Origin of the sequence: Kitasatospora viridis, from assembly GCF_007829815.1 — a bacterium.
Classification (GTDB): Bacteria; Actinomycetota; Actinomycetes; order Streptomycetales; family Streptomycetaceae; genus Kitasatospora; species Kitasatospora viridis.
The window spans coordinates 1265938-1286336 of sequence record NZ_VIWT01000001.1 but is presented as its reverse complement, the minus strand read 5'-3'; the positions used below and the strand labels follow the sequence as shown (position 1 = coordinate 1286336).

Annotated in this window: 24 protein-coding genes; 10 read left to right on the top strand and 14 right to left on the bottom strand. The window is 71.9% G+C overall.

Annotated elements, in window-relative coordinates:
- Nucleotides 1–85 precede the first annotated feature (85 nt).
- The 5 genes from FHX73_RS05785 to FHX73_RS05765 all read left to right on the top strand — a co-directional run bounded on the left by FHX73_RS05785 (nucleotide 86) and on the right by FHX73_RS05765 (nucleotide 4022).
- Complete coding sequence (locus FHX73_RS05785; protein ID WP_145903823.1) at nucleotides 86–763, top strand: DedA family protein; 678 nt, start codon at nucleotides 86–88, stop codon at nucleotides 761–763.
- A complete protein-coding gene (locus tag FHX73_RS05780; RefSeq protein ID WP_145903822.1) occupies nucleotides 763–1386 on the top strand; it encodes a phosphatase PAP2 family protein in 624 nt (207 codons plus the stop codon). The genes FHX73_RS05785 and FHX73_RS05780 overlap by 1 nt, the downstream gene beginning before the upstream one ends.
- 136 nt (nucleotides 1387–1522) lie before the next feature.
- Nucleotides 1523–2035 carry a pyridoxamine 5'-phosphate oxidase family protein gene (locus tag FHX73_RS05775; protein ID WP_145903820.1) on the top strand — a complete coding sequence of 171 codons (513 nt, stop codon included), beginning with the start codon at nucleotides 1523–1525 and terminating at the stop codon, nucleotides 2033–2035.
- A 167-nt stretch (nucleotides 2036–2202) separates the two neighbouring features.
- The gene (locus FHX73_RS05770) at nucleotides 2203–2880 is read left to right on the top strand and encodes a phosphonatase-like hydrolase (RefSeq protein WP_145903819.1); all 678 of its coding nucleotides are present in this window, start codon (nucleotides 2203–2205) and stop codon (nucleotides 2878–2880) included.
- A gap of 128 nt (nucleotides 2881–3008) precedes the next feature.
- Nucleotides 3009–4022 carry a methyltransferase gene (locus tag FHX73_RS05765; RefSeq protein WP_145903817.1) on the top strand — a complete coding sequence of 338 codons (1014 nt, stop codon included), beginning with the start codon at nucleotides 3009–3011 and terminating at the stop codon, nucleotides 4020–4022.
- A 29-nt stretch (nucleotides 4023–4051) separates the two neighbouring features.
- Here FHX73_RS05765 and FHX73_RS05760 read toward each other — a convergent pair whose 3' ends face one another.
- Nucleotides 4052–4777 (bottom strand): SDR family oxidoreductase, encoded by a 726-nt coding sequence (locus tag FHX73_RS05760; protein WP_145903815.1) that lies wholly within the window; start codon nucleotides 4775–4777, stop codon nucleotides 4052–4054.
- A 101-nt stretch (nucleotides 4778–4878) separates the two neighbouring features.
- On the opposite strand from FHX73_RS05760, the gene FHX73_RS05755 reads away from it, so the two are divergent.
- The gene (locus FHX73_RS05755) at nucleotides 4879–5715 is read left to right on the top strand and encodes a helix-turn-helix transcriptional regulator (RefSeq protein ID WP_145903813.1); all 837 of its coding nucleotides are present in this window, start codon (nucleotides 4879–4881) and stop codon (nucleotides 5713–5715) included.
- A 33-nt stretch (nucleotides 5716–5748) separates the two neighbouring features.
- Here the strand turns inward: FHX73_RS05755 and FHX73_RS05750 are convergent, their stop codons facing one another.
- The 4 genes from FHX73_RS05750 to FHX73_RS05735 are packed head-to-tail and all read right to left on the bottom strand — an operon-like array spanning nucleotide 5749 to nucleotide 8403.
- Nucleotides 5749–7137 carry an NAD(P)/FAD-dependent oxidoreductase gene (locus FHX73_RS05750; protein ID WP_246213369.1) on the bottom strand — a complete coding sequence of 463 codons (1389 nt, stop codon included), beginning with the start codon at nucleotides 7135–7137 and terminating at the stop codon, nucleotides 5749–5751.
- The gene (locus tag FHX73_RS05745; RefSeq protein WP_145903810.1) at nucleotides 7134–7310 is read right to left on the bottom strand and encodes a DUF397 domain-containing protein; all 177 of its coding nucleotides are present in this window, start codon (nucleotides 7308–7310) and stop codon (nucleotides 7134–7136) included. Before FHX73_RS05745 ends, FHX73_RS05750 begins: the two co-directional genes overlap by 4 nt.
- A gap of 21 nt (nucleotides 7311–7331) precedes the next feature.
- Nucleotides 7332–7538, bottom strand: a complete 207-nt coding sequence (locus tag FHX73_RS05740) for a DUF397 domain-containing protein (protein WP_145903808.1) — start codon at nucleotides 7536–7538, stop codon at nucleotides 7332–7334.
- Entirely contained in the window at nucleotides 7504–8403 is a 900-nt protein-coding gene (locus FHX73_RS05735) for a helix-turn-helix domain-containing protein (RefSeq protein WP_170304858.1), read from the bottom strand. The genes FHX73_RS05740 and FHX73_RS05735 overlap by 35 nt, the downstream gene beginning before the upstream one ends.
- A gap of 96 nt (nucleotides 8404–8499) precedes the next feature.
- Between FHX73_RS05735 and FHX73_RS44535 the strand changes: the two genes are divergently transcribed.
- Nucleotides 8500–8745: a hypothetical protein gene (locus FHX73_RS44535; RefSeq protein ID WP_170304785.1), complete on the top strand. Its 246-nt coding sequence runs from the start codon at nucleotides 8500–8502 to the stop codon at nucleotides 8743–8745.
- Between the two features lie 163 nt (nucleotides 8746–8908).
- A complete protein-coding gene (locus tag FHX73_RS44530) occupies nucleotides 8909–9073 on the top strand; it encodes a hypothetical protein (protein ID WP_170304857.1) in 165 nt (54 codons plus the stop codon).
- A gap of 17 nt (nucleotides 9074–9090) precedes the next feature.
- Here the strand turns inward: FHX73_RS44530 and FHX73_RS05730 are convergent, their stop codons facing one another.
- From FHX73_RS05730 to FHX73_RS05705, 6 genes are all read right to left on the bottom strand, one after another.
- On the bottom strand, nucleotides 9091–10956 hold the full coding sequence (locus FHX73_RS05730; protein WP_145903804.1) for a hypothetical protein: 1866 nt from the start codon (nucleotides 10954–10956) through the stop codon (nucleotides 9091–9093).
- A 60-nt stretch (nucleotides 10957–11016) separates the two neighbouring features.
- Nucleotides 11017–11610, bottom strand: a complete 594-nt coding sequence (locus tag FHX73_RS05725; RefSeq protein ID WP_145903802.1) for a hypothetical protein — start codon at nucleotides 11608–11610, stop codon at nucleotides 11017–11019.
- 92 nt (nucleotides 11611–11702) lie between these two features.
- On the bottom strand, nucleotides 11703–12473 hold the full coding sequence (locus FHX73_RS05720; RefSeq protein ID WP_145903800.1) for a hypothetical protein: 771 nt from the start codon (nucleotides 12471–12473) through the stop codon (nucleotides 11703–11705).
- A 94-nt stretch (nucleotides 12474–12567) separates the two neighbouring features.
- The gene (locus FHX73_RS05715; RefSeq protein WP_145903798.1) at nucleotides 12568–13833 is read right to left on the bottom strand and encodes a hypothetical protein; all 1266 of its coding nucleotides are present in this window, start codon (nucleotides 13831–13833) and stop codon (nucleotides 12568–12570) included.
- Nucleotides 13830–14681 (bottom strand): inositol monophosphatase family protein, encoded by an 852-nt coding sequence (locus FHX73_RS05710; RefSeq protein WP_211786147.1) that lies wholly within the window; start codon nucleotides 14679–14681, stop codon nucleotides 13830–13832. Before FHX73_RS05710 ends, FHX73_RS05715 begins: the two co-directional genes overlap by 4 nt.
- Nucleotides 14682–14820: 139 nt before the next feature.
- A complete protein-coding gene (locus FHX73_RS05705) occupies nucleotides 14821–16641 on the bottom strand; it encodes a tetratricopeptide repeat protein (protein ID WP_145903796.1) in 1821 nt (606 codons plus the stop codon).
- A 323-nt stretch (nucleotides 16642–16964) separates the two neighbouring features.
- On the opposite strand from FHX73_RS05705, the gene FHX73_RS05700 reads away from it, so the two are divergent.
- On the top strand, nucleotides 16965–17165 hold the full coding sequence (locus FHX73_RS05700) for a hypothetical protein (RefSeq protein WP_246213368.1): 201 nt from the start codon (nucleotides 16965–16967) through the stop codon (nucleotides 17163–17165).
- A 73-nt stretch (nucleotides 17166–17238) separates the two neighbouring features.
- Here FHX73_RS05700 and FHX73_RS05695 read toward each other — a convergent pair whose 3' ends face one another.
- The 3 genes from FHX73_RS05695 to FHX73_RS05685 are packed head-to-tail and all read right to left on the bottom strand — an operon-like array spanning nucleotide 17239 to nucleotide 19190.
- Nucleotides 17239–17652 (bottom strand): nuclear transport factor 2 family protein, encoded by a 414-nt coding sequence (locus FHX73_RS05695; RefSeq protein ID WP_145903794.1) that lies wholly within the window; start codon nucleotides 17650–17652, stop codon nucleotides 17239–17241.
- Nucleotides 17653–17706: 54 nt separating this feature from the next.
- Nucleotides 17707–18357: a hypothetical protein gene (locus tag FHX73_RS05690; protein WP_145903793.1), complete on the bottom strand. Its 651-nt coding sequence runs from the start codon at nucleotides 18355–18357 to the stop codon at nucleotides 17707–17709.
- A gap of 53 nt (nucleotides 18358–18410) precedes the next feature.
- A complete protein-coding gene (locus FHX73_RS05685; RefSeq protein ID WP_145903792.1) occupies nucleotides 18411–19190 on the bottom strand; it encodes a S1 RNA-binding domain-containing protein in 780 nt (259 codons plus the stop codon).
- Between the two features lie 156 nt (nucleotides 19191–19346).
- Between FHX73_RS05685 and FHX73_RS05680 the strand changes: the two genes are divergently transcribed.
- Nucleotides 19347–20369 carry an isoprenoid biosynthesis enzyme family protein gene (locus tag FHX73_RS05680; RefSeq protein ID WP_145903791.1) on the top strand — a complete coding sequence of 341 codons (1023 nt, stop codon included), beginning with the start codon at nucleotides 19347–19349 and terminating at the stop codon, nucleotides 20367–20369.
- The last annotated feature ends 30 nt before the right edge of the window (nucleotides 20370–20399 follow it).

Genomic DNA, 20399 nt, shown 5'->3' with positions numbered 1-20399 from the left:
CCTCCAGTCATCGTCTACAGTCATGTAGACCGTCTACGTCACTGTAGACGGTTGGGGCGTGTTCCGCGGGACCGCCTCCCCCAGTATGAGAGGTCCGCCAACCGTGCTCGCTGCCTCCTCCGTGCTGGCGGTCAACGTTCTCGACGCCTCGTCGTTGTTGTCCGCCTTCGGCGCCCTCGGCATCGCCGTGGTGCTCTTCGCCGAGACCGGCCTGCTGGTCGGGTTCTTCCTGCCCGGCGACTCGCTGCTCTTCACCGCCGGACTGCTCTGCGTCTCGGGCACGCACAGCGGGCCGCACCTGGTGCTCTGGCAGGTGATCCTGGCCGCGCTGGCCGGAGCGCTGGCGGGTGCCCAGGTCGGCTACCTGATCGGCCGCCGCGGCGGGCGCGCGCTGCTGGCGCGCAACCGGCGCAAGGCGCTGACCAAGGGCGTGGCACGGGCCGAGGAACTGCTGGAGCAGTACGGCCACGGCAAGGCGATCGTGCTGGCCCGGTTCATCCCGGTGGTGCGCACCGTGCTCAACCCGATGGCCGGGGTGCTGGAGGTGCCGCAGCGGGTCTTCACCCTCTGGCAGGTGGTCGGCGGCACGATCTGGGCGGTCGGCGTGGTGCTGGCCGGCTACGCCCTGGGGTCGTCCGTTCCCAATATCGACAAGTACCTGTTGCCAATCATTGGTCTGGTAGTAATTGTCTCCGTGATCCCGATTGCTCTCGAATTGCTCCGCGCCCGCAAGGCCAACCGCAACGGCGGGGGTGACGCCTGATGGCGGACCTGCTCGCGTACGACGGCAGTGGCATCGACGGCGGCCTCTACACCACCGTGACCGGCTGGGCGCAGGACGCCCCGCACTGGCTGGACCAGGCCGTGCGGACCTGGTCCGACCTCGGCCTCGGGGTCTTCGCCGTGCTGATGCTCTGGGCCTGGTGGCAGGCCCGCGGGGCGGACTCGGCGGTGATGGCCCGGGTGCTCGCCGCGCCGGTCATCGTGGTCTTCGCCTACGCGGTGAACTCGGTGCTGAAGAGCCTGGTCCACGAGGTCCGGCCGTGCCAGCAGCTGCCCGCCACGGTGACCGTGGAGACCTGCCCCGGTCCCGGTGACTGGTCCTTCCCCAGCAACCACACGGTGATCGCCTTCGCGGCGGCCGTCGCGCTGTTCTTCGCCTACCGGCGGATCGGGGCGATCGCGCTCGGGCTCGCCGTGCTGATGGGCGCCTCGCGGGTGTGGATCGGCGTGCACTACCCGCACGACGTGGCGGTGGGCGTGCTGATCGGCGTGCTGGTGGCGATCCCGCCGGCGCTGCTCGCCGCGCGGCTCGGGCCGCTGGTGGAGCGGCTGCGCGGCGGGGCGCTCGGACCGCTCCTCGGAGCGGGCCAGGTAGCCGCCTGACGCGTGGTCAGATCCCGCTCGGGGCCGGTCCGGTGCACTCGCACCGGGCCGGCCCCTCGCTCTTGTGCGGGGCGGGTGCTGGGGGCAGCATGAAGCCTCTGTCGTGGATGGGCCCATCGCGGAAGGGACGACCGCCATGCCGTACCAGCTCGATGTCATCCAGGGCGACTGGCCCGCCGAGGAGCTCGGCAAGGGCGTGGACGGCCTGCTGGCCGAGTCCATGGTGCTCACCCTGGCGACCGCCGGCCCGGAGCACGGGCCGCACGCCAACCTCTGCTTCTACGCCTTCGACGACGACCTGGTGCTCTACTTCGTCAGCGAGCGCTCGACCCGGCACAGCCTGCACCTGGCCGAGCAGGCCCGGGCCGCCGCGACCGTCTTCCTGCCGCCGCCGGCCTTCGGCGAGCAGCTGCGCGGGGTGCAGCTGACCGGGCGGGCCGGCGAGGCCTGGGGCCGGCACGCCGAGGCCGCGCTGGCCGCCTACCAGGGGCGCTATCCGGGCTTCGCGCAGGATCCGCAGGTGCGGGCGCAGTTCCTGGCCGGGGGCGGGGCGGCGGCGCTCTACCGGTTCGAGGTGGAGGAGCTGACGGCGGTGGACGAGCCGCACTTCGGGCGGCGCAACTACCTGCGGGCGACGGTGCGGCGGTAGCCCGCCGGCCGGGGGAGCAGGGAGTCCAGTTGGTCACTCGTCGACCTGGTGTTGTCTGTACAACTTGGTGATTGTTACCGTGCTGGACGCCGTCCGGTCACGCTGGCGTCACCTGGATCGCGCACCGTTGTCGCCGAGTCCGCACCAACCAGAAGAGGCATGCACCGATGAGCACCCCTGACATCCGCCTGGTCGTCCTGGACATGGCCGGCACCACCGTTGCCGACGACGGCCTGGTCGAGCGGGCCTTCGACGCCGCCGCGCTGGCCAACGGCGTCCAGCCCGGCAGCCCGGAGCACGAGCCGATGCTGGCCCACGTCCGGGCCACCATGGGCGAGTCCAAGATCGCCGTCTTCCGCCACCTGTTCGGCGACGAGGAGAAGGCCCAGCGCGCCAACGCGGCCTTCGAGCAGGCCTACCACGACCTGGTGGACGCCGGTCACTGCGCCGCCCTGCCCGGCGCCGCCGAGGCGATCACCGCGCTGCGCGAGAGCGGCCGCAAGGTCGTGCTGACCACCGGCTTCTCCCGCGCCACCCAGGACCGCATCCTGGACGCGCTCGGCTGGCAGCAGATCGCCGACCTGACCCTGTGCCCGGCCGAGGCCGGCCGCGGCCGCCCCTTCCCCGACCTGGCGCTCGCGGCGCTGCTGCGCACCGGCACCGACTCGGTGCACCAGGTCGCGGTGGTCGGCGACACGGGCTACGACATGCTGACCGGTACCCGGGCCGGCGCCGCGGTGGTGGCCGGCGTGCTGACCGGCGCGCACGGCGAGGAGCGCCTGCGGGCCGACGGCGCCACCCACGTGCTGGCCTCGATCGCCGAGCTGCCGGCCCTGCTGGGCTGACCGGAGCTCACTCGATCCCACCTGACGGGCCGTCGGACGGCCCGTCAGGTGGTCGTGTTGCGCCGTCCGGGGCAGTCGGCTGGCGCGTGGTGACGGTGCGTCGGGCCGGGGCGGCTAGCTTGACGGCCGTGAACGCCGCGTTCCCCGCCGTCGACATGCTCCGCCTGCTCGGCGGCTTCCAGCTCTCGCAGGCCCTGTTCGTGGTGGCCCGGGCCGGGGTCGCCGACCAACTCGTCGCCGGGCCACGCCCGTTGACCGAGCTGGCGGCCGCCGTCGGGCTGCGCCCCGAGCCGCTGGCCCGGATCCTGCACGTGCTCGCCGCCGAGGAGGTGTTCACGGTGGACGCCGAGCGCGCCCTGGTCGGCCTCGGGCGGCTCGGGCCCACCCTGGTCTCCGGCGGGCCCGAGTCGCTGCGCAACATCGCGCTGGCCTGGGAGCAGACCCACTACCGGGCCTTCGGAGAGCTCTGGGGCACCGCCCTGACGGGGGTGCCGGCCGCCGACCTGGCCTACGGCAAGCCGTTCTTCGACCACCTCGGCGAGCACCCGGCCCAGGTCGCCACGTTCACCGCGGCGATGACCGACTTCGCCCGGGCGATCCGCCACCACGCCCTGGACGCCGTCGAGTTGGCCGGCGCACAGTTCGTGGTGGACATCGGCGGGGCGGACGGCGCGGTGCTCGCCGAGCTGGCCCGCCGCGAGCCGGGCCTGCGCGGCACGGTGCTCGACCTGCCGCACGTGGTGGCGGCCGCGCCCGAGGTGCTGCGGGCGGCCGGGGTGGCCGACCGGATCACGGCCACGGCGGGCGACTTCTTCGCCGCGCTCCCGCCCGCCGACTGCTACCTGGCCTGCTTCATCCTGCACGACTGGTCGGACGAGCGGGCCACCCGGATCCTCGACCGGGTGCACCGGGCGGCGACGGCCCCGGACACCCGGCTGGTGGTGGTGGACACGGTGCTCGACGGGGGCACCGTCCCGGAGGTCGCCACCCTGCTCGACCTCACCATGCTGGGCATGCTCACCGGCCGCGAACGCACCGCCGCCGCCTGGCGCGCGCTGTTCACCGCGGGCGGCTTCGAGCTCACCGAGATCCGGCCGACCCCCGGCCCGATGTGTGTGCTGGAGGCCCGCCGGGTGCCGTGAGGGCGGCGGTCACCAGGGGTCACCAGGGGTCACCAGGGCAGGATCCCGTTGGCGTCCGAGTAGGTGCCGGTGGGGCCGTCGGGGGCGACCCGGGCCATCCGGACGATGATCTCGACGCCCTGCTCCACGGTCTGGTGGCCCGCGTGCTGGTTGATGTCGGTGGCCGTGAAGCCCGGCTCGACGGCGTTGATCCGGAAGGCCGGCAGCGACTTCGCGTACTGCACGGTGAGCATGTTGACGGCCGTCTTGGAGGTCGGGTAGGCCGCCGCCGGGTAGTCGTGCACGGGGTTGCCCGGGGTGCTCGCGTGGGCCAGCGAGGCCAGGCCGCTGGAGACGTTGACGATGACCGGGGCGGCCGAGCGCTTGAGCAGCGGCAGGAACGCGTGGGTGACCCGGACCAGGCCGAAGACGTTGGTCTCGAAAGTCTCCCGGACCATGTCGGCGGTGAGCTCGTCCACGGGGACCAGCGAGCGCGAGCCGTCGGGCGCGTGGGTGCCGTCGAGCGCGATGCCGGCGTTGTTGACCAGCACGTCGAGGCCGTCGCCGGCCTGCTCGATGGTCTTGGCGGCGGCGGTGACCGACGCGTCGTCGGTCACGTCGAGTTGGACGAAGCGGGCGCCGAGCTCCTCGGCCGCGGCCCGGCCGCGCCCGGCGTCCCGGCTGCCCAGGTAGACGGTGTGCCCGGCGGCGATCAGGCGGCGGGCGGTCTCGTGGCCGAGACCCTTGTTGGCTCCGGTGATGAGTGTGACTGTCATGCCTCCACCCTGCGGCGGCGCGGACCGGCGGACCAGGCTCCGGACTTCCTGGGACTGTCAGGGCCAGGCAGCGCCCGGACGCCCGGTGGCACAGTGGGAGCATGACAGCCACCGAGTTCGGCCAGCTGGTCCGGCAGCGCCGCGACCGGGTCACGCCCGAGGCGGCCGGCCTGCCCGCCGGCGGGCAGCGGCGCGCCCCGGGCCTGCGGCGCGAGGAGTTGGCGCTGCTGGCCGGGATCTCGGTGGACTACCTGACCCGACTGGAGCAGGGCCGCGCGGCCAACCCCTCGGAGCAGGTGGTGGAGGCGCTGGGCCGGGCGCTGCGGCTGGGCGACCCGGAGCGCGAGCAGCTCTTCCACGCCGCCGGCCTGGTGCCGCCCGGCCACGGCACGGTGCCCGGCCGGATCACCCCGAGCGTGCAGCGGCTGCTGGACCGGCTGTCCAACACCCCGGTCTCGGTCTCCGACGCGATGTTCAACCTGCTGGTCGCCAACCCGCTCGCCACCGCGCTGTTCGGGGAGCGGCACGGCAAGGAGCGCAACGCGCTGTGGCGCAACTTCCTCGGCGGCCCGGACGAGCGGGTGCGCCACACCCCGGAGTCCCAGCGGGCCCTGGACCGGGCCGAGGTCTCCGCCCTGCGGGCCACCGCCCGCCGCTACCCGGCCGACCCGCGGATCCCCCGCCTGATCGCCGAACTCCGCGCGGGCAGCGAGCGGTTCGCCGACCTCTGGGAGTCCGGCGAGGTGGCCGGCTTCGAGTCGGGCCGCAAGACCATCGAGCACCCGCAGGTCGGCCCGGTCACCCTGGACTGCGACCTGCTCAGCGTGGCCGGCGGCGACCTGCGGATCCTGGTCTACACGGCCGAGCCCGGCACCCAGGACGCCGAACGGCTCGCGCTGCTCGCGGTGCTGGGGACGCAGAGCATGGCTGTGGACTGACGGGGCGTCAGGCGGCGGTCGGGGTAGGCGCGTTCAGCCACGCCCGACGGTCTGCTCCCACAGCTCCCGGCTGGGGCCGGGTGGCGGTCCGGTGAACTCAGGGTTGGCGCGCAGCCAGGCGCCGACCCGGTCTTGGATCTCCGGTGTCGCGTACGCCTGCGGCGGCGTGCGGAGCATCTGAGCCACCTGTGCGCGGGCACGGGCCACCACGATGTCCTGCTCGGCGCAGAAGCTCAGCGCGGAGCGTTCGAGTGGCGCGGGGACGTCGGGGACGCCCCGGAGGGCGTCGCGGACCTGATCCTGGCGGGCGCGGTCGATGCCGACCTGGGTGTCGAACCACGGACGGAGCGTATCAACACGGAACTGGTGATAGGCGGTTGGGAGTCCCGGATCGACCGGATCCTGCCGCGCCAGCCAGTCGGCGGCGAGGATGGCGAGGGATATCCCTTGACCGAGCGTCGGGTTGGTGTGGATGGCACTGTCGCCGATGCTCAACAGGCCGTGCACCTGCGGGCCTTGGTCGTCGTGCAGGGCCGTCCACAGGTTGGGGAGGCCCGCCATGATCTGCACGTCGCTGACCGGCTGGTGCGGGAGCGCGAGCCAGGCGGCACCGCTGGGGAAGAGCCGGGCGGCCGCGTCGTACACCTCGGGGTCGCGCAGCGCGGTGCGGGTCGGGTCCTCGACCGAGATGCTGACGGCGAGCGCGAAGCACCCGTTGTCGGCCGGGAAGACGCCGAACGCCACGTAGGGCGTGAGGCACCCGGTGCGGGGCGGTTCGGTGTAGGGCTTGGTCTGGTCGATGCGGTACCAGCGGCAGAAGTAGGCGATCCCCGTGCGCTGGAGCTCGGTGACGGGCGGCCGGGCCCCGGCGGCGGCGAGCCAGCGGTGCACGTGCGAGCGGCGGCCGGCGGCGTCGAGGGTCAGGTCGGCGGTGATGTCGCCGGCGGCGGTCCGGACGCCGGTCACGCGGGGGACCTCGCCGGGGTTGGTGAGGAGACCGGTGACGGGGGTGTCGGTGCGCAGGGTGACGGTGGGTTCGGCCTGGACGGCGCGCGAGAGGGCGGCTTCGAGGAGGATCCGCCGGGCGCGCAGGGTCACCAGGTCGACGTCCTCGGGCAGCGACGGGCCGAACGCGGCGAGGTCGTGGTGCTCGGTCGCCCCGAGGGAGAGGAGTTCCGCATAGACGTCCGGCGCGGCGGCCCGGAGCACGTTGCGGATCGGCGCGCGGAGCAGATGCGGCTGGAGCGCCTGGGGGGTGGACGGCCGGTTCCAGGCGACGAAGTCGCCGTCGAGGTCGGACGAGACAGCGCGGGCCTCGCGTTCGAGCAGCGTGACGCGGTGCCCCTGGCGGCCGAGGAACAGCGCGGCGGCGAGACCAGTGATCCCGCCGCCGATGATTGCTATGTGGGGGTGCGAGTTCAAGTGAGCGAGTTGTCCTTAAGGGCGGCGATGAAGGCGGTGAAGGAGGGGGCGGGGAAGACGAGGGCAGGACCGTGGGGGTCCTTGGAGTCGCGGAGGGGGATGGTGTCGATGACGTCGGGGGCGATCTCGACGCACGTGCCTTGGCCGTTGCTGTAGGAGCTCTTGAGCCACATGGTCCCGGGATCCTCTCGCGCTCAGATGGTGGTGAGGGAGTCGGCCTTGAGTGCGGAGACGAAGGCCGAGAAGGACGCGACCGGGAAGACGAGGGCCGGACCGTTGGGGTCCTTGGAGTCCCGGAGGGGGAGGGTCGGTGTGAAGTTGGGAGCGATCTCGACGCACGCGCCCTGGCCGGTGCTGTAAGAGCTCTTAAGCCACTGAGGAGTCGTCAGGACGCTGTGCATGATTCTCCGCTTCCTCTCGAATCTTTCGGATCACGACTAGAGAGGCTGCCAGTGGCAGCGCCTCCGCCTGAAGGCGATCGTACCTTCGACCCAATGAGGCGGCCGTGTCCTGATCATGCTCCAAATAGCCCCGCTGTTCGGTCTCCGAGTAGCCGAGCACCGTGTGATCCGGCAGCGTGATCAAGATCAGGGGAAAGTTCAAGGGTCGGTCCTCGCCCAAGGAGAGGGGTGCGACCTGGATCATCACGTTGGGTCGTTGGGCCAAGGCCTCAAGGTGGCGGAGCTGGCGGGCCATCACCGCTGGCCCGCCGATCGGCCGGCGCAGGCAGTACTCGTCGAGCACGGCGTGGACAATGGGAGGCTGTTCACGAGTGAGGAGCTGCTGGCGGGCCAGCAGAACCGCCAGCCGCTCATCGACCTCCTCCTGAGTGGCATCGCCTCTGCGGACGTTCGCAGCCTGGAGGGCGGCGGCATACTCGCTGGTCTGCAGCAGGCCGGGGATCAGTCCGATCTCGAATACGCGGATGACCCGAGCCTGTGCCTCGCGGGCCACGAACTCTGGGAAGCCCTCGATCAGCGCCGTGTGGTTCCGGTGCCACCACAGCGTCTCCAACGCCCCATGCGTGTTCAGCGCCTTGTCGGCCGCACGTACGAACGGCAGCGTCGCGTTCTTCTTCGCTTGTTCGATATTGCTGATCAACGAGGCTGAATAGCCCATCAGTTTGCCTAGCTGAGCCTGAGTCAAGTTGGCGGCCTCGCGGAAGCGCCGCAACTGAACTCCCAAGCCATGGGCGGGAGATAGCGTCGGATCGATGTACTTCTTGTTCACCACGGCGGTCCCCAAAATCACCTGGGAAAGTGTCAAGATGACAGGCTTCCAAAGATAGCGGTCGGTGGCGTAGTTGTAGTCCCAGAGTGACAAACCCGTTGCACTCAGCGACCTATTCCCCTGGGAGCCGCCATGCCCACCCCCCTCTCCCGCCACCTCGCCGACGCCAAGTCCCACGCGGCCGATGTGCTCGACGACCTCCTCGCCCTGCTGCACCTCGCCGGCATTCCGTTGCCCAGCGTCGGGGTGGACTGGCAGTCCGGGCAGGCGACCGGCGTCTTCCTGATCGACCTCGGCGCGGCGCGTCCCGACGTCGTCGAGCGGCTCGTCACCGTCCTCCGCGTCGGCCTCAACTCGATGGGCCAGCAGTCCCGTTGACGCTCGCTGTCCCCGCACCGCAGGAGCGGATCCCGGTCCGTTCCTGGGCGTGCCGCCTCACCATCGCCGTCCTCCTTCTCCGCGCGACCCGGAGCCCCTGCCCCCTCGGCTGGCCGAGCTGTCCCGTCTGCGGAGACCCCGCACGCCCCCCAGGAACCGCCCGATGAGCAAGATGACCATCCGCACCTACCGCATCACCGCCACCGGCAAGCGCGTCCCGCTGACCCGCAAGCGCCGTGTCTGGGTGGACCCCGAGACCTACGTCCTCCCGATCACCGGCGAGTGGCCCGCCTGCCGTTGCCCCCTCCACCGCAGGCCGACCGCCTGAGCACGCCTGATCACGCCTCAGCAGGCGTCCAGCAGCCTGCGGGCCAGGGTGCGCAGCTCCTCGTCCGGGTGGCCCTCGCCGGAGACCGGCGAGTCGGCGATCAGGCGCACCGGTGAGGAGGCGAAGTGCTCCAGCGCCGGGCGCAGTTCCGCCGGAACCCGGCCGGTCGAGGCGAGCGCGGCCATCGCCTCCAGGCCGACCGGCTTCGGCACCACCAGCTCGGCGAGGACCGGCACGGCGCGGTCGGGCGAGCCGGTGATCCAGTGGTGGGTCTGGGCGGCCGCCAGCCTGGTCCACTCGTAATCCGCCGTCAGCAGCGGCTCGATCAGCGGCAGCAGCGGTTCGGCCGCGCGGCCCAGCGGCTCCAGGCCGGCCATGAACCAATGGAGCTGACCGCCGCCCGCGATCAGCTCCTCGAAGGCGCCGAGTGCCACGGCGGCCTCACCGGTCAGGCGGTAGTGGGCCGTTGCCGCCGCGGCCCGCACCGAGTCGTCGGTGCTCCCGGTGGCCTCGCGCAGCACCTCGACGACCTCCGCCGCCGCCACCCCGTTCACGCCGAGCTGGCGGGCGGCGACGATCGCGGCGCGGGAGGTGCGCAGGCAGTCCACCAGTTCGGGCTGCGCCTGCCGGGCGGCGGCGCCGAGCGGCGCCAGCGCCCGCACCAGGGCGATCCCCGCGTTGCCGGTGGCCCCGGCGGCGAGCAGCCGACGGATCTCGGGTATCAACTGCTCGGCTGCTCCCGGGAACTGGTGCGCCGCCGCCGCGAGCAGCCGCCCGTTCGGCCGTCGGAGCACCAGCTCCACGGCGCGCGGGTCGCGCGAGCGGATCAGGGCGAGCAGCGCCACCTCGGCGACGTCTTCGTCCGGGCTGTACGCGTAGTCGTGCAGCGCGTCCCGCAGTTCGGGCGCCGGGTGGGCCACCAGGTCCACCCAGTGGCTGACGGCGCGCAGCGGCCCGTACAACTCCTTGACGTCCTGCTCCTGGCGCACGGCGGCCAGCAGCAGCCGCAGCACCTCCGCCTCCCGGTCCCGCCAGGTGTCGGCGATCGTCCGGGCCAGCCAGCTGCCGCGCGAGCCGAGGTCGCCCGCCGCGATCCAGCCGGCGGCCACGGTGAGACCCGCGTCGGGATCCCTGGCGAGCAGCCGGGTCAACCGCTCCTCCTGGCTGCTGCCGTTCCACTGGAGCGCCTCGTCGCCCGGGTCGGGTTCGGCGCCGTCGGCGGCGAGGACGGCCACCAGCTCGGCCGGGTACGGCGGTTCGGCACGCTCGGCGGCGAGCAGCGCCACCGCCAGCCGGACCTCGGGCAGCGGGCTGTCCAACCCGGCCACCGCGCGCCCGAAGCGATCCAGCGCCATCAGCGCGTCGGCCCGCACCGCCGCCACGGGGTCGCCGTCGTACAGCTCCTCGACCCGCGCCACGACCCGCTCACGCAGCTCGTCCAACAGCAGCCCGGCCACCGCCGCCACCACCCGCAGGGCCGCCTGCCGCACCTCGCGCTCGGCGTCCGTCAGGCAGGGCAGCAGGTCGGGCAGTACCCCGACCAGCTCGACGCAGATCGCGGCGACCGAACTCCCCGCCCAGTGCGGGGAGTCCACCTCCTGCGGTTCGTGCTCCGCGAGGGTGGCGAGCAGCATCAGCAGGTCGGCCCGCCGGCCCGGCACGTGCATCGCGGCGTGCGCGAGGAACGGAACGGCGGGAGCGGAGGCCTGGTACACCGACCCCTGGTGGTGGATGTTGCCGTAGAGCGCGTAGATCGCCTCCTCGACCAACTCCTCGTCCGGCTCGTACAGCGCCCTGACCTGCTCGGGCACGTCCTCGGCGCTGCCGTAGGCGTGGGTCAGTTCGTGCCACTGGACGTGGTCCAGCTCGGCCGGAGATCTCATCGGTCAGGCGCTCCTCGGCTGTTCAGGTGAGCCCGACCCTATCGATCCGCTGATCACCGATCAGGCGGTGGTGGTCACGTGCCGCAGCAGCTCCAGGTCCATCGCCGTCAGCTGCACCTTCACGGCGCCCCCGATCCGCACCGTGCCGCTCGCCTTGAGCGAGCGCGCGACCGCGGTCAGCGGCACGTCCGCCAACTCCGTCAGCTGGTACGGCGCCGGGAGCGTCTCGATCGCCGTCCCCCGCCGCCACCGCAGCACCGCCTGACCGCCGCTCGGCGCCTCGAAGAGCAGCGTGCCGAGCAGCGGCCGCTCGCCGTCGATCCGCACGGCCCGCGTGTACAGCGCCACCCCGCTCGCCAGCGCCACGACGTCGGCCCGGGCCGTGCGGGGCGCTATGCCGCCGAGCTTCACCAGCAGCCCGTCCACTCGCCGCCGCATCATCGCCGAGGTCGGCTGCGCCCCGGCGACCTGCTGCTTCAGCCTCCTCGGCAGCGCCGCCATCACGATGCTCAGCACCAGCAGCCCGGCGACGAACTCGACCAGTGCCAGCAGCAGCCGCCCGCCGTCGCCCAGTCCGAAGACGTTCACCACGAGGGTCCAGACGACCAGTTGGGACAGGAGGAAGGCGGAGCCGAACACGATCAGGAATCTCACGGTGGTGCTTCTCATCTCGCTTGATCAATGGAACTCGACCCAGATCGTAGGGCCAGTCGGATGTCCGCTGGGCGGCAGTTTCGTCGGGCGGATCAATGCGACGCCGCCTGGACCGCCCGTACGTAGGCGATCCCTCCAGCGGCCAGCAGGGCGAAGGCTGCCGCTGTCGCCCCCAGCGCCCCGGGCACGCCCGGCGGTCGGACCCGGCCCGCTCGGCGACGCCTCGCCGGGAAGGCCAGCAGTGGGCTCGGCTCCACCCAGAGGTAGGCGAAGAAGCCGAATCCGGTCAGCAGGCAGATCCACAGCCAGGTCCCGGCCCCGCCCGTCCGCCGCCTGTCGTCGCCGAGCACCAGGTGAGCGACGATCACCAGCCCGACGAGGTACGTGCCGACGCCCAGCGGCGACCAGCCCAGCACGCTCGGGTAGAGCACGGCCACCAGGAGGCTCAGGCCGCCGAAGCCGTAGCTCGGATCGAAGGGTTGGAACCGGACGACGGCACCGCTGCCCGCGAGTTGTCGTGCGACCACCTGCTCGAACTCGCCGATCGCGCCGCTCGGGCCCGGGCGGTCGTAGGGGAAGCGGTACGTCTCCGCCTTCTGCACGAACGCGCCGGTCGTCGTCCATTGGGCGAACACCTGCGCGCCGTCGGTGTCGACCCGGACGACGGAGGCGCGGTGGGAGCGGAGATCCGCGACGAGGTCCGCGTGGCTGGTCCTCACGGGGAACACCGTGCCCAGCACTGCGAGGTAGCCGGCGAGCAGGATCAGCAGGGCGGTCCACCTGGCGGGCTGGGTGGGGAAGGCGCGGTCGGGTGCGCGGGGGGTGCTGGTGGTTGGGGGTGAGGGGGTGAGTCCCTTGGCCATGCGCTGCCCCCTACGGACTGAACGGTTGTCAGTCAGCTTCGCACAGATTTTGAACGTGTTCAATTATGGAGTTCGCGCTTCTCCGAGGCGGCGGCTACCTTCCCGTGCGCTTCCACGCATCGACGAACTCCCGGTACAGGAAGCGCTGGTAAGGCTGGGCGTTGCCGAAGACGAACTGCTTGCCGAGGCTGCGCGCACCGAACCACAGGCCGCTGACCACAGGGAGGCCCGTGACGGCGCCGGAGACCGACGCGACAGACCCGACCAGCTCCCGTTCCACGGCGGACAGCTCCACCCGCCGGAGTCCCAACCGTTCGAGCAACTGCCGCTTCACGCCCTCGATGTCGCGCGCGAGACGCACGTAGTCCTCGGCGGTGACACAGCGCTCCACGGCCCGCCTGAGCTCGGACGCGCGGTCACGGTAGTCACGGATCCGGCCGACGACGAACGCGATCCACTCGTGGTCGCTCCGCCTGCCGGTGTCATCCGCCGCCCACAACCGGCCGCCGAGGAGCGGAAGCTCCAACTCCAGCAACTGCAACCGGTGGGACTCGCTCTGGCCGACAGCGTGGCTGAGTGAGGTGTGGATACCGCGCACGGCCTGGATGAGATCGAGCACCTCGGTATCGGCCGCGCCACTGCGGGTCATGTCGAAGGTGAGCGAGAAGTCCCGCCGCAGTGGATGGGACTGGTAGGAAACGACCCGGGCCTCGGCCCGGGCACGGTACTTCATCCCGCGCGCCAGGGTCGCCATCAGGTACTCCCCCTGGCCGGGCGCGGCGATCCCGGTGAGTGCACTCCTGAGGACGACGGCTGCGGCCCTGGCCCATTCGCCGAAGGCGTCCTCCTCGACACCGTCCCGAGTGGGGATCCGATCCCGGTGGTGACCGGCCGTGGAGCGGACCTGTCGCTCCTGGAAGGAGCTCCACTCCCGGATCCGGGTGGACAGGGCGGCCTGCCGCCCGGCGCTCGCCTCGTCGCACACGAAGGCCTGCTCGACGAAGCGCGCCATGCTGGTGACCCCGTGGACGCTCTGCAGATCGCGGACCGCCGCGGCCTCCAGCCTCGCGGCGGACCTCTGCTGCTCGCCGTCCAATCGGAGCGGATGTATGAGTCCCGCACGCATCAGCGCTTGCAGCAGCAGCGGCCTGTCACCGAAGTCGCCGGCTCGTGGCGCGTGCAGCACGGGATGGGCCACGTACACGTTGGACATGAAGAGGAGCGACTGGACGACCTCGACGAAGCACTGCCTGGCGAACGGGTCCAGAGGCTCGGTGCTCCTGTTCTGGGACGCCAGGAAGTCCTCGGCGCTGATCAGGGAGGTCACGTCCACCAGGACGTCGGTGCTGTGCTGCCTCATGCGTGCACCACGTCCAGGAACCAAGCCACCGCCTCGGGGTGGCCCATGACGCTGGATTCGAAGGTCGGGGTCGCCGCGCTGAGGAACTCCGGCCCGAACGGCAACGGTTCGCCGTGCTCGTCCGCGCTGCGCAGTCCCAGCGCGGTACCGATCGCGATGCCCGCGGCGCCGTCCCACAGCTTCTGCTTGCGCCGCCAGAAGAGGTCGAAGGACGGAAGCGGAGGATCTGTCGTGGCACCGAGGTCGATGGCGGTGCGCAGCATGTCGACCGTCTGCGAGGTGGTCCGCAACTTGAGCCGGTAGCCGGCCCGTTCGGCCGCGCTATCGAACACGCGCGGCGGGGTGCCGGCGCTGCGAGTCGCCGAGATCCACTGCCCGGTGGCTGTCGGCATCGGCGCCGGCCGCCCACCGATCCGCACCGTTCGTGAAGCGACGTCGGCCGTGACCCGGAGCGGGGAGCGACCGGCCCCGAGTTCGGGGGCCAGGACGAAGGCCGCAGACGGCCGCCAGTCCTCCAGGAGGCAGACGACCGAGCAGAACTCCGAGTGTCCCTGCTGGACGAACTCGGCCGTCCCGTCGATCGGATCGATCACCCAGACCCTCCCGTCCGACTGGGCGACCTCGTCGCGGACCGTTGACCGCTCGTCCTCCTCGGCAATGATCACGGCGTCGGGCTCCAGCCCGCGGATGTGCTGGACGATCAACGACTGCGCCGCGACGTCGGCCTCGGTGAGGAGGGTGTGGTCCGCCTTGAGATGGACCGGAAGGTCGGCGAGGCGGTCGCGGTAGTCGGTGAAGAGCGGCAGGAGCCGCTCTTCGAGATCGCTCCAGAAGGTGTCCGTGATCATCCCTGGCCGGCTCCTAGTCGCTGATCGTTGCGAGGCTCTGACGCTAAGTCATTTTCCCTCTCGGCGAACCCTGACACAGCGCGACCGGTCATGGAAGGTCACAGAAGGGGACGGCGTGATCGATCGCCGCCCTGGAGGCTCAGCGCGCCGGTGGAGGGTCTGACGCCAGGCGCGCGAAGTGGGCTTGGCGTCGGTGGGTGGTGAGGGTGTTGGGGTGCTCGGGGCCGAGGATCCGGGTGCGGTCGGTGGCCACTTCGGCGAGGAGTTGGGCCGCTTCGTGGTGGTCGCCGGCCTCTCCGAGGTTGAAGGCGTGGTTGTGGCGGGTGGTGAGGGTGGCGGGGTGGTTGGGGCCGAGGATCCGGGTGCGGTCCGCGATGAGTTCTGCGAATAGTTGAGCTGCCTCGCGACGTTCCCCAGCCCGACCGAGGTTGAAGGCGTGGTTGTGGCGGGTGGTGAGGGTGGCGGGGTGGTTGGGGCCGAGGATCCGGGTGCGGTCGGTGGTGAGTTCGGCGAGCAGTAGTGCTGCTTCGCGGCGGTCTCCGGCCTTCCCGAGGTTGTAGGCGTGTTCGTGGCGGGTGGTCAGGGTGTCGGGGTGGCTGGGGCCGAGGATCCGGGTGCGGTCGGTGGTGAGTTCGGCGAACAACCGGGCTGCTTCGCGGCGGTCTCCGGCCTCTCCGAGGTTGGCGGCGTGGTTGTGGCGGGCGGTGAGGGTGTTGGGGTGGTTGGGGCCGAGGGCGCGGGTGCGGTCGGTGGCCACTTCGGCGAGTAGCCGTGCTGCTTCGCGGCGGTCTCCGGCCTCTCCGAGGTGGAAGGCGTGGTTGTGGCGGGCGGTGAGGGTGTCGGGGTGGTCGGAGCCGAGGGCGCGGGTGCTGTCCGCGATCAGTGCGGCGAGGAGTTGGACTGCCTGCCGGTGGTCGTCGGCCTTCCCGAGGTTGACGGCGTGTCCATGGCGGGCATCGAGGGTGTCGGGGTGGTCGGGGCCGAGGATCCGGGTGCTGGCTGCGATCAGTTCGGCGAACAGCTCGACCGCCGTTCGATATTCGCCGGCCTCGCCGAGGTTGTAGGCGTGCTCGTGGCGGGCGTCGAGCTCGCTGATGCTGGGGTTGGTCGGAACGTTGTCCTGGATGTCCGGGACAACCGCCGGACGGCCGTCCTCCAAGGCCAGGACGCCGCGCGGGGCCTCTCCCTCGGCCGTGTCCTGGAGTTCGTCCGTGATGCGCCGGAGGGTTTCCTCGTCGGTGTCGTTGACCGTCGTCGCCCGGGCGAGTGCCTGGTCGATGTCGTCGCCGACCGGGTCCGCCGAGGTGGTGACGCCCGGGGGCGGGGGCACGGCGTCGTCGGGGGCGGTGGCCTCGTCGGCGCGCAGGCGGTTGAGCTCGTCGGTCAGTTCGTCGACCCGGCGTTGGACGCGGGCGGCCAGGTCCTCGGCCTGGCGCTGCTTCTCCCGCGCGCGGTCGAGTTCCTCCTTCGCCCGGCGCTCCTGGTCCAGCGCGCGGGCGAGGCGCCGCTGCGTGTGTTCGAGCTCCCGCCGATCACCGGCGCGGCCGGCGAGGCCGTCGCGCTCGGTGGAGAGGCTCCGCACCCGGTCAGCCAGGGTGTTGATCATGCTCAGCAGCACCATGACCAACTGCGCCGAGTTCCGGGCCGCCTCCTGGAGGTCGGCCTGCTGCTCCAGGGCGCGGGTCAGCCGCTCGTAGGTCTCCACCTGTTGTGCGCGCACGCGTTCCAGCTGCCCGGCGAGGGTGCTGTCGCCGCCGTGCTCCTCGCGCCGCTCCTGCGGGTTCCTGGCCGCGTGGAGCAGCCGGTCGGCGTCGGCCTGGAGCGCTCTGCGCTGTCGCGGGTCGAGGACGGTGATCCGCAGCAGGGCGGCCACGAAGGCGGGCTCGGACACCCGCCTGCCGGACAGGAAGTCCCCGGCCTGTGTGGTCGAGTAGTTGGCGCCCTTCGCCGCTGCGGTCATCGTCAACGGACTCTCGTCCACCCGCGCCCGCAGGAAGAGGGCCAAGTCCCTGCCCTCGGGCGTCTGCGCCCAGATCGGCCCCCACGGTCGACCGCCCCGACCGCCCGTCCCACCCTGAACCAACGTCAACTCCCGCCCCTGAGCGCGCCACCGTCCCGGGACGTCCCGGGACAACCCGCGGTTGTCCGGACTCTACCTGGCAGAACGCGCTTCGGAGTTGGGGACTACCGCGGACGGTCGCAGGCTACTCCCGGGCCGGTGTTCGCCGGGCCGAAACCCCGAGGTGGCCGCGCGGTCGCCCTGGCAGTTCGATGGAGCAGCGCATGACCTCGTCCGACCCGCCCCCGTTCCTGACGCTCCGTACGGTCACCATCCTCCTGGCGGCGGCCTTCATCGGCCTGGTCGTCGCAGGGCTGGCCTTCCTCAGCACCCGGTCGGCGCCGGGCGGGGCGCTGGCCGGGCTGACCGCCGCCGGCGCGAGCGTGGTGGGCCTGCACCAGCTGATCGGGCGGGCCGGGGGCTGAGGGCGGGGCACGGGAAGGACGGCCGGGGGGCCGCTCTTCCCGTGCCCCGCCCTCAGCCCCCACGTGCGTGCCGTCAGTGGTAGTACGTCCGCTCGTTGGAGACGGACCAGACCTCGACGATCTTCCCGTCCGCCACCCGCAGCATGTCCGTGCCGCTGCGCGACTCGCGCTCGCCGCCGTCGAAGCTCGCCAGGTAGGGGCTCGTCACCAGGCCGGTCCAGCCGCCGTCGCCCGGCTGCAGGTCCACGGCGGTCGGGCCCTCCGGGGCGAAGCGCAGGCCCGGGCGGGCCTTGCGGAAGGCGGCGATCAGGTCGGCGAACTGCTGCGGGGTGCGGATCGTGTCGAAGACCTCGGTGCCCGGCTGCGCGTAGCGCAGGGTGAACTCCGGGGCCATGATCTGCTCGCTGAGCGCGAGGTCACCGTTCCACAGGGCCGTCCACAGGTCGAACAGCTCGGTGGCCCACGTGCGCCCGTCCTGGTTGTCCATCAGAATTCCCCTTGAGATTGTTGGTTGTCGCGACGTGCTATCGGAATGCCGGGTTCAGCTCTGGAAGTCGGACCAGACGATCCCGATGCCCGCCCCGTCCTCGTCCCGGCCGACCAGGATGCTGGTCGACATGGTGTCCACGGTCGGGAAGACCAGCGTGTTCGCCCCGTTCGACGGGTCGACGACCACGTCGAGCAGCGGGGCCTGGGACCCGGCGGCCCGCTGCGCCGCGAACTCGGCGGCCACCCGCGCCAAGGCGTCGGCGTGGATGGGCTCGCCGGCGAGGTCGTTGAGGGCCGAGGCGACGGTCCAGTTGTTCGGAGTGCTGGAGGAGATCGCCGAGGCGCCCTCGGTGAGGTGGTTGACGTCGTCCGACTCGTCCGCCCACTCCGCGCCCAGCAGCGCCTCCGGTGTGGTCCCGCCGGCGACCAGCGCGACGGCGGTGACGAAGGCGCCCGCCTCCTCGTCCCGGTCGTAGGCCAGGTAGACGTCGTGCACACCGTCGGCGATGTCGTCGAGCACGAAGAACTCCGGGGCGTCGAGCCCGGACATGTTGAACGCGCCGTGCACCCGCAGCTGCCCGGCGAACGTGAACTCGCCCTGGTAGCTCACTCGCTCCGCGAAGCCCGGCTGCTCGGCCTCCCACGGGTACGACGGCGTGTAGTTGGCCTTCAGGATCTCGTGGATCGCCTCGGTGATCTTCATGGGCGGGAGTCTGGCACGGCCCTGCGACAACGCCGCGAGGTCCTGGCAGTGCGTCAGGCGGGCAGCTGCCGGATGGTGAGGCGCAGCCGCCGGCGCGGGAGGTCGAGGTCGGCGACGGTGGTGGTGACCTCCGCGCCGACGTCGAGTCCCTGACCGCCCTCATCGCGGTGGACCAGCCCCTCGACCCCCGCGGCCACCCGGACGAACACCCCGAACGGGAGCACCTTGGTGACCCGCCCGGACACCGACTGGCCGACGGTGAGCCGGTCCGCGAGCTCCCGGAAGGGGTCCGGCTGGAAGGCGCGCAGCGAGAGCCGGGCCTCGCCGTTCCAGATGTCGAACTGGAGGAACTCGCAGCGCACCCGCTCGCCGACCCGGACCACCTCCTCCACGGACTCGAAGCGTTGCCAGGAGAGTTCGGGGTGGGTGAGGAACCCGACGCCGGGGAAGACCGGGTGGTCGGGGCCCTCGTCCAGCGCCACGAAGACGCCGAAGCGCTCGATCGAGGCGATGGTGCCGGTGAGCGGCTGGCCGGGGCGCAGGCCGCTCAGGAAGGCCCAGAGCTCGGGGTGCGCGGCGGCCGCCAACGACAGCCGGACCTGTCGGCGCTTCGGGTCGACGGCGAACACCTCGGCGGTGATCCGGTCGCCGACCTCGATCGGGTCCTTCCGGCCCCAGGGCAGTTCCAGTGGCCCGAACCATCCCGACACGCCCTTGGGGAACCCGTCCAGCGCCACTGACCAGGTGCGGGACCGGGTGATCCCGGTGACCACCCCGGAGCACCGGTCGCCGACCCGGAGCCCCGCCACTTCGTCGTTCCGGTTGGCGTCCATCGGGGTGCATCCTCCCAGACGGTGGAGGGTTGGCGTCAACCGGCCGAACACGCCGTACACCCGCACGGGCTGACGGTGCTTCGGATACGACTGAACCCGGGATCGCCCGGGGAGGAACCCGGGCGAGCAGAGCAGCCCCGAACGGAAGGACCCGGCGTGAATCCGACAGGCCATCCCACGCTCAGCCCGCACCGGCCGCCCGGCGTCGACACCCTCCGGTACACCGGGCGGCGCGGGCTGGCCGCCGTCCCGGATCCGCGCCACCGCGCGCTGGTCGCCGAGGTGCTCGCCTCCGGGCTGGTGGACCGGGCGATCGCGCTCACCGACTCCTTCGACCCGCCCGTCGACCTCGCGCAGGCCCGCGCCGACGCGGCGGCGCTGATCGCCGAGTTCGCGGCCTTCGGCGTCAGCGTCCCCGCTGCCACGGCCCGCAACATCACGCTGATGCGCGCGATGATGGTGCCGATCGCCGACGACGCGCTCGCCCTCGCGCTCGACCGGATCTGGGTGTTCACCACCAACGTCGACGACGTCTGCTGCCACGACCGCGCCGAGGCGGCGGCGATCCTGCGGGGCGGCATGCTGCCGGAGGCCGGCTCGCCGAACGTCCGGTACATCCGGTACATGTTCGACGAGGTGGCGCCGTTCTGCGATCCGACCTTCCTCGCGGTCTTCAAGACCTACTTCCACACGGCGGTCGCCGGCGTGCTGATGGAGGCGGAGTTCACGCCCGAGGCGGCCGACCCGGTGGACAGCGACTTCGTCCGGATCTTCAACGGGTTCTCCCAGTTCTGGTTCACCTCACTGCAGTTCACCGACCCGTCGCTGCGCGCGGAGGACAACCGGGGCTTCTGGGCGGCGGCGCTCAGCGCCGGGGTCGCGTTCCTGAACGACGTCAACGACGTGCTCTCCTTCTACAAGGAGGCGGTGCACGGCGGGGACTTCGCGGTCAGCCGGATCCACCGCCAGTCGGTCGCCGGGCGGGTCCCCTACCTCACCGCCTATCGCCGCGCCGTGGAGGGCGGGCTGGCCGCCTACCGTCGCATCCTGGCGCTGGCGAGCGAGGAGCAGCGCCCGCACCTGGAGCGGTACTTGACCGGCTTCGCGTACTGGCACTTCCACTGCCCGCGGTACCGCTGGCAGGACGTGTACCCCGAGTTGACGATGATCGAGGTCTGATCGACGTCTGACCGAGCTCCGGTCGAGGTC